Annotated in this window: 11 protein-coding genes and 1 pseudogene; 8 read left to right on the top strand and 4 right to left on the bottom strand. The window is 54.1% G+C overall.

From position 1 onward, the window contains the following. Nucleotides 1–151: 151 nt before the first annotated feature. Complete coding sequence (locus KF752_14950) at nucleotides 152–2992, top strand: hypothetical protein (GenBank protein ID MBX3422849.1); 2841 nt, start codon at nucleotides 152–154, stop codon at nucleotides 2990–2992. An 84-nt stretch (nucleotides 2993–3076) separates the two neighbouring features. On the opposite strand, the gene KF752_14945 is transcribed toward KF752_14950, so the two are convergent. Next, the gene (locus tag KF752_14945) at nucleotides 3077–5548 is read right to left on the bottom strand and encodes a DEAD/DEAH box helicase (GenBank protein ID MBX3422848.1); all 2472 of its coding nucleotides are present in this window, start codon (nucleotides 5546–5548) and stop codon (nucleotides 3077–3079) included. On the opposite strand from KF752_14945, the gene KF752_14940 reads away from it, so the two are divergent. Both KF752_14940 and KF752_14935 read left to right on the top strand, forming a co-directional pair. Next, nucleotides 5547–5774 carry a hypothetical protein gene (locus KF752_14940; protein MBX3422847.1) on the top strand — a complete coding sequence of 76 codons (228 nt, stop codon included), beginning with the start codon at nucleotides 5547–5549 and terminating at the stop codon, nucleotides 5772–5774. The genes KF752_14945 and KF752_14940 overlap by 2 nt on opposite strands. Before the next feature lie 718 nt (nucleotides 5775–6492). Beyond that, nucleotides 6493–7515 (top strand): hypothetical protein, encoded by a 1023-nt coding sequence (locus KF752_14935; GenBank protein MBX3422846.1) that lies wholly within the window; start codon nucleotides 6493–6495, stop codon nucleotides 7513–7515. Between the two features lie 23 nt (nucleotides 7516–7538). On the opposite strand, the gene KF752_14930 is transcribed toward KF752_14935, so the two are convergent. The 3 genes from KF752_14930 to KF752_14920 form a co-directional block, all read right to left on the bottom strand. Next, complete coding sequence (locus tag KF752_14930; GenBank protein MBX3422845.1) at nucleotides 7539–7742, bottom strand: hypothetical protein; 204 nt, start codon at nucleotides 7740–7742, stop codon at nucleotides 7539–7541. Further along, nucleotides 7690–8337, bottom strand: a complete 648-nt coding sequence (locus KF752_14925; GenBank protein MBX3422844.1) for an ISAs1 family transposase — start codon at nucleotides 8335–8337, stop codon at nucleotides 7690–7692. The genes KF752_14930 and KF752_14925 overlap by 53 nt, the downstream gene beginning before the upstream one ends. A gap of 90 nt (nucleotides 8338–8427) precedes the next feature. Then, complete coding sequence (locus KF752_14920; protein ID MBX3422843.1) at nucleotides 8428–8691, bottom strand: transposase family protein; 264 nt, start codon at nucleotides 8689–8691, stop codon at nucleotides 8428–8430. A gap of 624 nt (nucleotides 8692–9315) precedes the next feature. Between KF752_14920 and KF752_14915 the strand changes: the two are divergent. The 5 genes and pseudogenes from KF752_14915 (at nucleotide 9316) to KF752_14895 (ending at nucleotide 16305) form a co-directional block, all read left to right on the top strand. Next, nucleotides 9316–10392 (top strand): annotated as a pseudogene (locus tag KF752_14915) (IS3 family transposase). A gap of 353 nt (nucleotides 10393–10745) precedes the next feature. Further along, nucleotides 10746–11486: a hypothetical protein gene (locus tag KF752_14910; protein MBX3422842.1), complete on the top strand. Its 741-nt coding sequence runs from the start codon at nucleotides 10746–10748 to the stop codon at nucleotides 11484–11486. 6 nt (nucleotides 11487–11492) lie between these two features. Then, nucleotides 11493–13088, top strand: a complete 1596-nt coding sequence (locus KF752_14905; protein MBX3422841.1) for a hypothetical protein — start codon at nucleotides 11493–11495, stop codon at nucleotides 13086–13088. Between the two features lie 247 nt (nucleotides 13089–13335). Next, nucleotides 13336–14421 (top strand): DUF1559 domain-containing protein, encoded by a 1086-nt coding sequence (locus KF752_14900; protein ID MBX3422840.1) that lies wholly within the window; start codon nucleotides 13336–13338, stop codon nucleotides 14419–14421. 372 nt (nucleotides 14422–14793) lie between these two features. Then, nucleotides 14794–16305 (top strand): trypsin-like peptidase domain-containing protein, encoded by a 1512-nt coding sequence (locus tag KF752_14895; GenBank protein ID MBX3422839.1) that lies wholly within the window; start codon nucleotides 14794–14796, stop codon nucleotides 16303–16305.

Here is a 16305-nt window from a genome sequence, read left to right as displayed (position 1 = left end):
CGGCGCGCGGTGCAAACATTTGAATCGAAAAACAGCGTACAATATGTGCTGGTGATTAACAGGGGCCAGCCGTCGGCAAAGCAGCCGTTTCCTGACTAACAGCTTCCTACGGCTTTTCATTTGTACCAGTTCGGTGGGCTGAGTTGATTCGATGCGGATTCTGTCATTCCTGCATTTATCGTGCGTGCAAACGGTCTTTTGGACCGGTATCTTGAACCTCTGGGTTTGTTCAGCCTTGCGCGCATCTGAGGAAGCGCGTACCACGAGTGAAGGTCAGCCCAGCCAGCAACATCAAGTAGCCAATGACGATCTGCGCATCAGGTCGCTGATTTCGCAACTCGGCTCGGAATCCTTTGCTCACCGGCGGCACGCCTTTTCTCAGTTATTGCAAATTGGTGCGTTGGCCCAATCGCAGGTAGCTGCCGCTTGCTACTCCAGCGATAAACAAATTGCGGAATCAGCCACGCGATTGCGGCTGCTCCTGAAGGTCAGCTCGCAGGCCAAGGATACTAGCATGGCTCGCGAAGTTGCTGAACTGTTCTTGGAAGGTAGCGATGAGAATTTGATTGAACTGGCTCAGCGAGGTTATTGGCAATTGGCCGAATCCTTCCTGGAAGAGCATCGGGCCTACGCGATTAAGGCTCAAGAGAACTTTTTTCAAGATGCTAGCTCACGCTCGGTAATCCAAGCCATTGTTGACCACGCGCTGGCGCAAGACAATCTGGATGCAGCTTGGCCCATCGTTGCCCGGTTGGTACCGGATGAATTGGCGGCTTGGACCGCACTGCGTGTGCAGTTGCCCCTGCCCGAGCAGGCCAAAGACGTACATCAGCAGGCCCAGCGATTGTTCGTTACCGGACAATCCCAGCCGTTGCTGGGCGAGCCCATTTCCGCGCAGCTCAATGCACGACTGGTCACGCGCGGATTCCATTGGCAGGAATTGTCAGCGGAGGCAATTCAGGCATCGCTCATCGGCCAAGCAGACAGTATCGGGCGTCGTGCCGCTCAGGCCGTGTTAGTTGAATTCTCGGGGAACCATCAAGCTGCACAACAACTGTGGCGCAAGACGCTGAAGGTTAACGTGGCCCACCAGGATCACGAATCCGAAACTGAACTACCCGAACTTGATGAAGCTGCAGTCCAGGCACTAGCCGCAGCCAATAGTTCGGCTATCGACTCTACCAATCTGAATCAGCTGTTGTTTGCGCTGTTACTAAGCGGTCGCATCCAAGCCATTGAAAGCTTCTTTAAACAGCACGCTCCGAATGCGGCCTGGGAGCATGCCCTGGTGCGTAGCGACTTCACATCTGCCTTTCATCAAATTGGACTAGAGTCCGACCTCAAGAATTTTGATTCTTGGCTGCCTCAACAATTGGCCCAGGCAGAAGCGGCACTAACGGAGTTCAATAGTTCGCCCAGCAATGATCCTCGCCGGCTGCAATCGGCAATCACGTTGGGCCACATGGGAGCCATTCTGGTGGGGCTAGGCTATCGCGAGCAATCGCAACAAGTACTCGATGGGCTAGTTCACTTGGGACAACGTAGTTCTAAACGCCAAAATCCGGTGTGGGATCGCTGCATTTTGCGGTGGATTGGGCGCGATGAATGGCGCGCACTGTGTTTGGAAGCCATCGGTCAGCATTTCGAACGGCTGCCAGTGCGACAATGCCCCAGTATATTCTCCAAGCTGTTTTCTGATCTGGGCGCAAACGCTTGGGCCTTGATGTTAGAGGCTCCAGCCATGCAGTCTGGCCAGCAGTCGCCAGACCCGATCTTGGCCATTCGCCAATTGGATCACCTGCAACGCTGCGATCGCGAATACTTTGGACAAGACGCTCGGCGCATGATCGCCGACTGGCTGTGGCGCACGGCCAAGCGAACATCAACGGGCGATGAGGAATCATCGTCGGTTAGCGCGGACGTAACCAGTCTGGCCTGGCTAGCACACGAGTGCGGGTTTTCTGAGGAAGCGACGCAACTGTTGTCATCGGCGGGTGATCCTGCCAAGGACGCCTACGACCGGTTACGGGTCGCGGCTGAGATTTGTTTGGAAAAGCGACAAGCAACTAGTGCGCTGGAATACTTGGAAATGGCCAAGCCCAGCTTTTTTGATCATGCCTGGGATGCGATCGTTCGCCGAAACGCCTGTTTGCTCGTGGGGCAATTTGATCGCGCACAACTTTTGGAGCGGGCCAATTGGATGCGAATGACATCGGTCAGTTGGAGCGGTGATCGCGCGGCTAGCTATCGAATTGCCGACGACCTGGCCAATAAGAGTATGTGGGAAGATGCTCTGCCCTATGCAGAGCGGAGCTTTCTAATTGGCCAATCGCAGAATTCCTTCTTCGGGTATTGGGAAGCCCGCCAGTATGCTCGCATTTTGCAAGAGTTGAAGCATTACCGACATAGCGCCGATGTGATGCGGGCGGTGTTTGTTGAATTGTTTCAACCAAATTCTCAAACGCTACAGTATTTTGTGCAGAACGACGAGCTTGGGTTAATTCAGTATTCGGCAGCCCGTGAGCGATTGTCGCGAGCCATCGCTTTGATCGAAGAAGGCCAGTACTCCGAGGCACTGCGAGAATTGGATGTGGCATACCACATGCAACCACAGGATATCGAAGCCGTGGTCAGTTGTTTCCCCCGATTGGTCAAAGCAGGGCGGCAGGAATTAGCCGATGCTTTGTTTGATAGATATCGCACATCCATGAGAACTCAGCTATCTGACTGGCCCAACGATGCAATGGCCGCCAACAATTTGGCGTGGATGTATTCGCAGTGTGAACGAAACCTGGATGAGGCATTAGAGTTGGCCCGCACAGCAGTTCGCATCGCGCCCAGTTCGCCGGTCTATCTGGACACGTTGGCGGAAGTTCAATTCAACATGGGTGACACAGCCTCGGCCATTCAAACGATGCGCGACTGCGTGCGACTGAATCCCCGCGAGCCGCACTATCGTCAGAATCTGCAGCGGTTTAGTGGGGCCAATTGACGGAACTCGTTCGCCGTGGCCAGGTTCGCCAAAGCGTGGACCGGTATGAACAGCCCCACTGTCTGCGCGACGGTAGCTGCCCTGTCACTTCCGGACGGGCGGCAACTTACGAGTCAGCTCGTCACCACCACGACCGCTGTCCAATGCTTCATCAGTGCTGTCGGGATCAACTTGGCGGCAGCATTCGGTTAGCCGCCCAATTTGCCGGTCGATGCGATCCTCCCATTCTTGGGTGGTGCATTCGGCTGGTGGAATGCTGGCCATTTCATCCAACAACAGGATTAATCTCAGCAAATGTCGAAAGATGATGCCTTCATGCTTTTGCAGGCCCTTGGCTACGATGTACTTGTTGAACTGACCACCGAATTCCAATACCTCGCCCGCCACGTGAACTGGCGTAATCGACAGGTCATGTACGTTCGGAAAATCATACTGAAACAACCGCTGCAGCTTTTCGCCCAGTGTAATGATCCACACCGGTTGTTCATCAAATACGCCTGAACCGTAGCGTCGTTCTGGCGATTGATCGTCACGCGGCTGACGACCAATCAGTTCTTCTTGACTGGCTAGACCAAGTTCCAGCAGCCGCTCGTCCAGTCGCAGAGTCGCCAGAGGTCCCGGAGGCAGTTCTTCAATTTTCGGTACGCGCACATGACGAGCTACTGTGCCAGGCATTTCCAGTGTACTTTCCAACGCCAGTAAACGCTCGGTGTCATCGGCGATCGCCAAATGCCCGGCCAAGAACTCGCCGTACAGCGGGTGAATGCTCCGCAGGCGGACCAGTAGTTCCAGTCGCGGCTCTGGATATGCGAATTCCGGGCGATAGCTCTTCAAGTCGTAATCGCTGGTACCATCCAGTGATGGCGACGAATCAGCACTTGAAGCCTGTGACGCTAGCGATTCACGCGATGAAGCCACCAGCTTGCTCAGGCCGGCAGCTTCCAGCAGACCTCCACCGGATGGTTTGCCCGAGAACGTGCTATCGCCAGCTTGATTGCTGACTGGCGGAGGCGCAGTTGCTCGGCCAACCTTGGGTTTTGGATCGAGCTGTACATAACCCGCCGTCCACAATGTTAGCAACATGCGGTTGAGCTGCTCCTGGGCTTTGTCGACTTGCCCGCTATCCAGCAACCGACGTCCCACCATCTCACGCAACGGTTGAACGGCGGGGTTTTGTAGCAACAGGTAAGCCAGAAGACGCCAGGGCAGGTTGCCACGGCTGGACAGCTTGGCAGCTTGGCCACTGCGCAACTTGTCGAATTGTTCCTGAGTCCAATAGGTTTCGCCTTCGCGGCGGCGCGGCATCTTTTTCTTCAGTGCCTTCTTGGCCCGCATCAGACCCGGGTCTTTGGTATCCTCCGGGATTTGATCGTATTTCTGGCGCCAGCGCAGCAGCTTGACATCATCTTCGTGAGCCAGCGCGTAGATGTAACCTTCGGAATCGAATTGCGGCCGGCCCGCGCGGCCAAAAATCTGCTGTGCGGACGCGGTATCGATCAGCCGCCGCTTTTCGCGAGGTCCTTTTAGGATGGTAGGCAGCACCACGCTCCGTGCCGGCAGGTTGATCCCGGCAGATAACGTTTCGGTGCAGACCGTTACGCTCAACAGCTTTTTCTGGAACAATTCTTCCACCACGCGGCGATACTTGGGCAGCACACCGGCATGATGAATGCCCACGCCGCGCAGCAATAACTGCTTTAACTTGGGGCCAGCTCCTTCGAACCAATCGTGTTTTTCCAATTCAGCGGCGATGTGTGGCTGCTTGGATTTGTCCAGTACCTGCTTGCCTTTGAGCAACTCGCCGACCTGCCAACACTCATCGCGATTGAAGCAAAACACCAGTGCCGGCGTACGTCGCTGAACTTCGTCGCCATCGGCCATCTTCTCCATCCACTCGTCCAGCAGATGGTCGTTGACCCAGTTGAAGCTCAACGGCACCTTGCGATCTTTGCCTTCGACCAACTGCAAATTGCGGCCACAACTGCGTTGCAGCCAGCGTGTGAATTCGTAGCTGTTACCGACGGTTGCGCTCAGCAGCAGCGTACGGGTGTGGGCGGGCAACATGCCCAAAGTCAGCTCCCACACGATGCCGCGTTCGGGGTCGTTAAAGCTGTGAAATTCATCCATTACCACCGCGTGGACTTGGCTGAAATCAAAGGTCTCGGGCTGCAGCAGTCGATTGAGCAGGATTTCGGCCACCACCACCAGTACCGGTGCATCCGCGTTGACTCGTCGATTGCCCGTGACCAAGCCGATATCGCTTTCGCGAAATCCCCAGCGCACCGCCGACGCACGCAGTTCATGCAGCTTCTGATCCGTCAGCGCGATCAGCGGCGTGGTATAGTAGGCGCGCGTACCACCCCGCAGCGCTTCATAGACCGCCGCTTCAGCGATCAACGTCTTGCCGGTCCCAGTCGGCGCACATACCAGTACGCCTTGGGGCGACGTAAAATAGGCCAGCAGCGCCTCCTCTTGAATCGGATAAGGCGTAAACGGCAGCAACTCAAAATACTCAGCCGCAATAGCATCGCGTGACAAGCCGGCTGGTGAATTCATGGTTGCTGGTTACTTAAACGAGTCGCCAATCGGTAGCAACTATTGTCGCCGCAATAGCCGGTCGGTAGCCACCTTCGCGCTGGCAGCGATTGATTCGCAGCCACCGTCGCGAGTCGGTGGTTGGTCGGTATCTACCGTCGCGCTCGAGGTGATGTCCTTCAGCCAGTCCCTAGCGACCGAATCCCTTGTCGATCGCCAATTCCAGGTGAAATCCGGACTGCCCTAGTTTAGCTTGATTGGCTGGTGTCTCATAGGCGAAGCAACTTCAACGCGCTAGGCCACGAATCCACAATTGTGAGATCGCATGATGGCACCAATGGCTTAGTAAAACTGCGTCCCAAGCTCGGCTGAACCGCTACTGCAAGCTTCTGTTTCGAGACGTGAGCACAGCGGTAGTTATGGGGTCATAGGCACGTAAGTGGCATGACTTCCAAAGTCCAACGCCACCGGCTCGTCTGGTGGATCGTTTCGCTTCGTGCTACAGCGCCACCGACCACCACAACCCATGCCTATTCCTCCGCACATTCAACTCGCACCCCCGCAAGCTCTGCCATAGCATCGAGCATCATCCAATCTTTTCTTCCAGCCATCCCCCCAAAGTAGTCAAATGCTATTTGACAACAAAAACTTTCCGATGTTCGATTTAGATGCTTGAATTCCCTCCAGAATACTGATTCAATCACACTGGTAATCTGCCCCAGGATTAAATTGCACCGGCAAACCGCCGTCAACGATACGCCCAGCTATTCCATTGGGATATTTTTCATTCGTGCATTTCGGGTGACAGAATGAACAACTGCTCGGGCAGCTCAATCGAACTCAAGGCAAGCTCGCTGCGCGAGGGCGGAAGTTTTGAACATCGAGTCGATTTTTTACGAGTGAAAGTCATGTTCTGACTTGTGGTGTCAAAATCATTGGATATTCAGAACCAAATTAGGGTGACTATGAGCAGGTTGCGTACGATCTTCGCGATTGGCGTTTTCAGCATGAGTGGGATATTGCCTTGCAGAGCTGAAATAGACACAAGGCTTTTGAAGTCAATACGAGGTTCGCTGTCGCCCAAAATTATTAATGGGGATCGAACCGTCCACATTCGTGTCGCGGAAGTGACCGATCGCTCGGAGCACAATGTGAATAGGAATTACTCGAAAGAGTTATTGGCAGCAAAGAAGGCGCTTGGTAAGTCAGCAGCGAAAGCTGTGGCAGAGTATGAACTTCTGGTGCGCGGTCCCGAATGTCTGGTTAGAATCGAATCAAGGGAAGTTTCGAACAAGAAGAATTCTAGGGCAATCGGTGTGATTGCAATGAATCCCGATTATGGGTTCAGGTTAAACAAGCAGCGAGAAAATTTCACTCTCGATGAATTGATCGACCTCAACGGTGAGCTCGCGCTCGATCCGGGGCTAACTAGAATGATTCGATCGAGTTTGGCTACTGTTTCTACACAGGAAGTCTACGACTTTGGTGTGCTAGCAGATTATCTGTTAAGCGACGTTGGACAAATTGAGAAGGTCGAGCACCAAGGTGAATTGGTGCGGGTAGAATTCAAGTCGTTGGGGCAGGACAACCCTCGACTACCGCGATTTAGAGACGCTTACTCTGTTCATGATAACAGGCTCAACTTGGCGATTGTGGAGTTCGGATGCGTATGGGTCGCTAGAAACGGTGAGGACATTTCTTCAATTCATAATACCTATTCGTACCAACCGACCTCCTCTGGGAACCCAATTGTTAAGGAAATGATCAGTAGCATGAGATATGCGGATGAACCAGAAAATTCTCAGAGCACTTTTCAACGAACTATCAAAATCATCCGAGAGGATGTTCCGGAGAAAGAATTTCGACTGTCGTACTATGGATTGCCTGAACCTCAGTTTGGAACGAATTGGTTTATGTATGCGGTAATTGGAGTTTCGTTGATGGTTGTTGGCGTCTTACTAATTCGTTGGAAGAATGCTCGAGCATAGCCCACGGCCAGCGCGTAATTAAGTCATTGCCCGCCAAGGACTTGCTCGAGGATGTCGGTATTGTAGGCTGCTAATTCCATGCGACCGACGATGCTCTCGTTCTTCTTCTGCCCGCGTTTAAGTAGCGAGATGGCGAAGCGTCGTAGCCAACTGAGGTTGTTGACTAAGGCCCGCTCACTGGTCTGCTGGGCGTCCTCGCGAAAGGTTACGTCCAACGTCCAGTGCATCGACTCGATCGACCAGTGGCCGCGCACGGCAGCGGCAAACGCAGATACTGTCAGCAAGCGACCAGAGGATGAAGTAGCGTGTCTGGAATGTCTCTTGTTGGTTGGCATCTGTACTGACGCGAACCGCATAGCCGATGGCTTTAACCGAGGGCCAGGCTTTCTTGATTGGCGAATCTTTCTTCAGCTTGATAATTGCGTAGCTGCGTTCATCAATCCGCCCGTGTGACTGATCGGTGGTTTGGAGGCTGCGGCAGTACAGGTCTTCCCGTACTCCCTCCAGTACATCAAAGACCAATTCTTCTACCGTTTCAAATAGGTTCAGCTGATTGGCTTTGACAGCTACCACGTAGGTTCCCTGTCGCTTGTCGATCTGGGCTACGATCTGCTTTTGAAATCCCATGGCGTCGATGGTAACGATCGAGTTCTTCAAGTCGATCTGCTCCAGTAGCTCTGGAATCGCTGTGATTTCATTGGATTTCTCCTGCGTAGCGATCTGTCCAAGTGCCATGCCTTGTTCACTAGCCCATGCGCTCACAATTTGCAGCGGCCCCCAGTCCTTGCGAGCGATCATGTGAGCCGCGACAGGTCTTGCCATCGGGTGGCGATTAGCCGAGGCTGACCATCTTCTGTTTGCTCCATGCACGAGGCTAGCCAGCGCATGAAGCATTTCCGAAACGCTTCAGGCTCAAGCGCGATGAGCACCCTGCGAATACAATCTCGTGATGGCAGGCCACCGGGAAGCTCCAAGAACCTTTCCAGAAAGTCTCGCTTGCCCTTGGCCCAGCGCTCGGGTGCCTGTCGGACCTTTGGCACCCGAGATAATCGCGCAAATGCAGATCACGATCAGATCAGTCAATTTGTGTTTGCGGTTCTTGGTGTTTCTCGGATCGGACAAGCTCTCGAAGTATTGATTGACCAGTTCGACTCGAACTGCTTTTGCAGTGGACATGATCGGCTCTCCCATAGACCAAGCAGCGACACAGCTTCCACGGCCTTCGCAGAAAGAATCACGTCGCGCACGCCTATGGTCTACCAAAGAAATCAATATCGCGCTAGACTACCTGGACCACCTAGCATTGCGCGCTGGCCATGCGTTGTGTGGGTACCTGCATAGACACGTCGGTGTTTCTCTTTTGCGACAATGGCTGTGGGTGCGGGTCGAATCTTTCTGGATCAAACTGCACATGTCGCACTAACTCCTGATTATTCGCAGAGAGGCAATGTAAAATTGCCAAAATAGCCAACGTCACGAATCGTGTTTACAGCAACGGTCTGTGAATTAGCTTCGTAACGAAGATGTAATCGCGAGAGAATTCCATCGGGCGTTCTCTTGCATTAGATTTGACGTTCTCCACTTTCGTTGGACGACACTACATTATGATGCGTCACACTTCTAAGTTAGTAAGGCGTAACAAGTCGAAACGCGATGTATACCGCTGTGCGTCCATTATTGCGTTCATGCTCGCGAACCTTGCGAGTTGCTGCGAAGTGTCAGGGCAGGTGACCTGCTCCCCAAAACCTGATCCAGGTGATATGAAAGTCGAAGAGCCCGAAACGGGCAGGAGGACTTTCAATGACAAGGCGAAGACGCAAACACACAAGCGAACAGATCATCAAGAAACTACGAGACGCCGACGCGATGCTTGCGGCTGGCAAGAGTGTGGGCGAGGTGCTGCAAGCGTTGGAAGTGAGTGAACCGTCACTGAGCCGCTGGCGCAAGCAGTACGGCGGCATGAAGAGCGAAGAGGCCAAGCGTTTAAAGCAACTGGAAGATGAAAACACTCGGCTGAAACGACTGGTGGCGGACCAGGCGTTGGACATTCAGATGCTCAGGGAGGTCGCCCGGGGAAACTGAGCACCCCTCAAGCGCGTCGAGAAGCAGTGGAGATGCTGCAAGCGAAGTATCAAGTATCGCAGCGTCGAGCCTGTCGGGTGTTGGCACAACCAAGATCCACCCAGCGTTATGAGGGGCATCCGAAGGACGAAGACGAGCGGCTAACGAAACGCATAATGGAGCAAGTTAGGCGTAGACCGCGTTGGGGCTATCGCCGGATTGGACAACTACTGCGTCGAGAAGGAGACAGCCTCAACATGAAGCGTATGTACCGACTGTGGGAGATCGGCAGGGCTGAGAGTACCAAGGAAACGCAGGAAAAAGCGAAGTCAAGGCCAAGCGGTGAACGCCTGTCATCGGAAGCCAGCCAGCCAACCGAATGATGTATGGACATGGGATTTTATGGAATCGACGACGCTCCAGGGCACAAGACTCCGATGGCTCAATGTGATCGACGAATACACGCGGATGTGTCTGGCGATCAAGGTGTCACGAAGCATCACCAGCGAAGACGCGATTGATACGCTGGCCGAGCTATTCTCGATGTATGGAGTCCCCAAGATGTTGAGAAGCGACAATGGGCCTGAATTCATGGCCAAAGCGATCCAGCAGTGGCTAAGCAGACTATCGATTCAGACGCTGTATATCGAGCCAGGATCGCCGTGGCAAAACGGAGTGTGCGAGAGTTTTAACGGCAAACTCCGAGACGAGTATCTGCAACCGAGCGAGCTGGTTTCAGTGGCAGACGCAAGACTCAAATCCCGACAGTGGCAAGACGACTACAACAGAGTCAGGCCCCACAGCTCGCTGGGCTACCTGACCCCCAACGAGTTCGCCGCTCGCTGTGCTGATTCCGTTCCGTTCGCTGCGCTCACTCCTCTCCATCAGCACAGCGAACATTCCATTCCCTTACCTATTTCCTAACCCAATCTTTCATATCACGTGGTACAAATAAATGGGGCAGCTCACAGGGCTCGCCGTCAGAATCACAGTTAAGAAAGCAACTTTTTAGTGCGATGGATAGTTTGCGAGAGTCCTCATCCAGGACAACTGGCTCCGGGACTTATTTAATTTCCAAATGCTGGCCTAATAGGGAATCGGGGGATCCAGGCAAGCCGAGGGAATCAATCCCGGAGTCGAGAGACATTTCTTTGTATGGCGACCAGTGTGTGAAGGTCTCACAGGTAAAGGATAACATAGAAATACTTGACGTTGTAAATGAACAATATGGATTTGTGCTCACACGAACAAAGGGAAGTAAATACGCAATAAAGGCTGTTCAAAGACGTGGTCTAAGTCCAGCAGACGATAATATAATTGAACAAAGCATCGGAGATGCCATGTACTGTCTGTTGGGGGCGTACGATTTTTACGGGAGAACAGTATGGGGTTTGGTTCGTGATCCTGGATTCACAATCACTAAGATCGAAGAATTAGGGAATGGTACTGGCGAAGATCGCATCCGCGTAGAATTCGATTACTCACCGGAAAACAAATCTGAAAAAGTGAATGGTATAAAAGATTGGACGATAAATGGTGGGTATCTAGTGTTTCAGCCTAACGATGGCTGGAAATTGATTGAATACAGCAGAGGATATCATCCAGGAACGGTTCAAGGATATCCGCGGACTATCGATACCGTTGATGATTGCCCTGATGGTCAACTTCAATTCACGGACTACGCAGTCGCAAAGTTGTATGCTAAGGATGGAAAGACCGTAGGATTGGAAGATCGTGTCCGTCGAGTGAAGTCAAGCTACGGGCCGATTCCGAAGGAGCATTTTTACTTGAGCCACTACGGGTTTCCCGAGCCAAACTTTGGATCGAAGCGATACTGGCTGTGGATGTTGGGAGGATTGATTGGTGGAATTGCGTGCATCGTCGCGTCAAGGCGGTTGTTGAAACGGTAGAGGGACATGTCTGAATCTGCCGTAACGCTTGGGTTGAGGGTTCCTGGAACACGGGTGGGGCAGTACAAGTGGCCAGTGTTCGGGGTCAAGTTCGCGATCCGGACGGCGATCGCCAGCGTGGCAATAATCTTTTTTGCATTGTCACATACACCTTATGGTTGGCCAATTTATCCCGTCGCTTTCGTGCCGCTAGTGTGCCTGTGGCGCATGGAGAAACTGGCTCCGCAATCGGTTGGCTGGTTAGTCTTTGAGGCGATTGTAGTCGGCAGCTTTATGGGTTGGACCATTACACGCTTTGTTCCGCCGGAGATGCCGGGTTGGAGTCCCTGGCTGCACTTGCTGTGTTGTTTGATGTACAGTTCCTTGACGGTTGCTATTGCCCTGAGCTTGCGGTTTTCTCAGGCGTGGGGCTTGCCGTGGGCTGCGGTTACGGCAGTAGTGGCGGTTGGTGTTGAATATACCCAGGCGAGAATTCTGGGTGTTACTTGGATTCTGTCGAATCCGGCTCTGGCTATCGCAGCAACTCCGTTGGCGCAATGGTCTGCCGTGCTGACGCCCTTCGGTCTGTCAGCGCTGCTGTACTGGATCAATTTCTCTTGGTTGCCGGATTTCAATAGCAACGACATACGATGGAGATGGGCTGGACCGCTGGGAGCCGCCTTGCTGACAGCGGGACTGTGGTTAGGTGGAATGTTTTTGGAGTCGCAAGCGGTTGGTAATTCACCACCTTTTTCTGCGATGTTGGTTCAACCGGGTGGCCCAGCCGATTCACCGACTGAAGAAGAACACGAGACTTGGCGCGCTCTCGCCTCAGCTACTTCCCAAAGCCTAGTGGAGAGTGGAACTGTAGACTTGGTGCTGTGGCCCGAAGCCTGCTTGCAAGATAGCCAGTACGCTGAGCTTGCGCATCAGCATTCAGTGCCGCAATGGGACGCCGGCCAAGCGGCGGCTGACACAGCGTCAAACCAAAGGTCAGGGATGAATCTTGCCGGCTTCCGTCAGCGGTTAGCATCCGGTTACGGAACGAATAGTCTCGTCGGAATATGTTTAGTCGAGAGGGTAATGACCGAAAAGTACGGTCTGACGATCCCAGAACTGCGTCGCTACAACTGTGGTTGCTTAATCGCGGCGGATGGGCGGGTCAGTTGCCACAAGAAGCTAGCCATCATGCCTTTGCGAGAGGAGGTCCCGTATTGGTTCGACTGGGGTTGGCTCCGCAACATCGCCAGTTCACGATCCAATGGCAATTCGAACATCACCGAGGGCCGCAAGTTTGAAACGCTTGAGTTCACAGACGCCGGAGGTCACAGAAAGAGAAGTGGCGTTGTCATCTGCTGCGAATCGTGGCTTCCCTGGTTGCCGCAGTATCATTGCCAAGAGCCGCTGGACGCAATTTGTCACCTGGCATACGACGGCGATTTTAAGGACCATCCGGAGTATACGCAGCGGATGCTGTTGACGATCCGGCTGCGGGCGATCGAAACTCGCACCTGGCAGTTGGTGTGTACGCACTTCAGCGGTACGGCGGTGATTGATCCGCGCGGAAGAATCGTAAAACAGTTGCCGCCAGGGCCGGGAGTGCTGAGGACGGATGAGCTTTAACAGTCAGTAGGCAATGGGCAGTAGGCAGTGGTAAAGAAGATGAAGAGTTGGGAGGTGGAGGATGGTGAAGGTGAATCAGCGGAAATCGGGAATTGAAACGCAGAGTCGCTGAGAGCACAGGGGATTGTGTTGTCGCCGCCGCGCTTATGCCTCAGCGCTCTCAGTATCTCGGCGTTTTAAACTGTCACCATGTTTTGTATTGTAAGCTTGATCGTGGTAACCGAATTGTCGTGTGGAGTCATAAATCATGCGGACGGTAGGTAGACTGGGTTTTACCCTGGTGGAGCTGTTGGTGGTGATGGCGATTATTGGTCTGCTGGTCGCTTTACTGATTCCGGCGGTTCAGGCGGTGCGGGAGGCGGCGCGGAAGATGCAGTGCCAGAATAATCTGAAGCAAATTGGACTGGCGCTACGTAATTACGAAAGCGCCCACAAGAGACTGCCACCGTCGATGGTCTGGCACGGCAAGGGGGAGCCCAACGGCGGTGGGCTGCTGCCAATCGGTGTGCTGGACCGGGTGGCAACCGGCATTAGCCCACAGAGTGAACCCGATCGACTAGGCTTCAACTGGCTGATCATGCTGCTGCCTCACATGGAACAGTCGAATGTCTACGACAAACTGGATAGCCGCTTGGCCATCGATGATCCGGTCAATCGCCCGATAGCGGCCATCGAGCAGCCGACTCTAAAGTGCCCCAGCGATGGGAATAATGGTCAACCGCTGGAGCGAGCACAATTGGTTGGAATCACCGGTCATACCTACGCCCGAGGCAATTACGGGATGAACATGGGCATCAATCCCTACTGCTTTACCTTTGACGGGAGTTGTCCTGATGGATTTAAGGCCGATAGCCCGGACCTGCAAAACAAGGCCAGTCGTGTCTGGGGCAGCGGTGTTGGCGGATTTAATACATCGTTTGCGCTGAGCGAATTCCCAGAGGGTTTGTCTAACATCATTGCTGTTGACGAGGTGCGCGCTGGCATATCACCCATCGACTCGCGTGGGGTATGGGCGCTGGGCATGGCGGGATCGAGCATTACCGGGGCGCATCCGACTGGGCCGAACTTCGTCGAACGTGGCGATGGAATTACAGCTTGTGGCATGTTGATTTTGATGGTCAGCCAGGCCGCGCTGCGCAAGATGCGGATGCCCTGTGAAACCTCGCCGATCCCAGGCAATTATTCCGCAACAGCTCGCAGCCAGCACAGCGGCATCGTCAATGCGCTGCGGTTGGACGGTTCGGTCGAGTCCATTGGCAACAACGTCGAGCGACTGGTATGGCTGAAGCTGCATTCGCGTGATAGCGCTCTAGCCGAACGCATCGCCAAGTAGTGCCTATTCCTCGATCGGTACGTGATGAGACAGGTCCATGCTGTCGTGTAGTGCTCTGGCGATTTCTAAGGCACCGACTTCCGGCAGATGTTAAGGCCGAAACTGCCTTGGCTGCTGAAAACGTTCCTCCTCTGATACATTGTCGCGGCTGGAGCGTAAGTGGTAAGTGAATGTTCCGTTGGAGAGTCCTGGGGGGAGTGTCCCAGGACGCTTCGGGGCTTGGGCAAGATCAATGATGGCCTGAACGACTAGCGCTACATATCGCAGTCATACCGATTTTACTCGCGATTATTGACCTTGCGGTAGCGACTCGGATGCTGCAACACTCGGCGCTGGGATTTGGAACTATCAACGTAGCGGGAAAGGATTCACATGCTTCGTTGCGCAATGACAATCTGGACTTTGACGGCATTGGTCTTATGCTCGGCAGTGGCAAAGGCCGATTGCGTGGTTCTGTTCTTCCAATCAGCGCAGTGCCAGCCATGCAAGCAAATGGAACCGGCGCTGCACAATCTACAAGGCCAAGGTCTGGACATCCGCTCGGTGGAGGCTCCCGAACAATTGGACTTGGCCAAACGCTATCAAATCAAGAATCTGCCGACGCTAATAGTTCTGCGAGACGGTCGAGAAGTTGATCGCATCGTGGGTGTCGTCGGGGCGGATGTATTGGCTTCGCGACTGGGTCGAGCCGCCTCGCGCGGTCAGTCGATGGTCGGTGAGCCGAGTCAGGCAGCGCCCACCGGACCGGTTATCCGAGGGCAATCGCCACCGACTGGCTTTCCATTGCTAGCATCAGCGGGATCGGTAGCACGAACGGACAGCGCATGGAATGAGGATCCGCCGGCGGTTGTGCAGCCAGCTTCGTATGGAAAAAGTGAAAGTCGCCAGAGCCAACAACCTTCGCCCCATGCGTCTGCAACCGATTCGCCTGGTGACCTGGAGCAGGCTTTCAGTCGCGCGATGGCAGCTACGGTTCGTATTCGCGTGGAAGAGTCCAACACCACAGCCTACGGCACCGGAACGATCGTGGCCGTACATGGTCAGGAAGCTCTGGTGCTGACCTGTGGTCACCTGTTTCGCGACATGCTGCCCGGATCAAAATTGACAGTTGAACTACTGGCGGGCACGCCGCGTCAGTCAAACGTGTTGGCGCAATTGATTGACTTTAAAGCGGACAAGGAAGATATCGCGCTATTGACCTTTCAATTGCCGGTCACCGTTCAGCCGGTTGAAGTACTGCCGCGTGATCAGCGGGTTCAGGTCGGCCAGCAGGTATTCAGCATCGGCTGTGATCACGGTGCCAATCCAACTCGCCGCGATACCCGAATTACCCACGTTAATCGATATCTTGGACCGTCGAACATTGAAATCGCTGGCGCTCCTGCCGTGGGACGTAGCGGAGGCGGATTGTTCGATGCCCGTGGTCGGCTGATCGGGGTGTGCAACGCCGCCTGCAATCAAGACGACGAAGGTATTTACGCATCCGCCGAAGTGATCTACCAACAACTGGCTCGCGTCGATCAAGCACATTTGTTCGGTTCTGGCTCGCAGGTTGTACAATCCAATCACCAATCCAACGCGCAACCGGTCGTCGAGCCTCCAGTCAGCCAACCAATCAAGGCAACGCAGGTCGCAACCAATCGCGGTCAAGTTCAATGGCCCGATGAGCGCACGGATGGTCCGCCGCCGATGGCTTCCTTGAGCGCCAACCGTGATTCGCGCAGCGACGGCCGCGCCACTCAGCCGACTCCATCCACTTCGGCAGTGGCGCAACTGATCTGCGTGGTTCGCGATGGCAGTGGTCAGGATCGAGTCGTGACGATCGACCAGCCCTCAGCTGGGTTGTTGCAAGCCATCGAACAACACGGTTCTGGCTTGAAATAG

The sequence above is a fragment of the Pirellulaceae bacterium genome (assembly GCA_019636385.1).
In the GTDB taxonomy this organism is placed as follows: domain Bacteria; phylum Planctomycetota; class Planctomycetia; order Pirellulales; family Pirellulaceae; genus Aureliella.
This window is presented reverse-complemented; position numbering and strand designations above follow the sequence as displayed.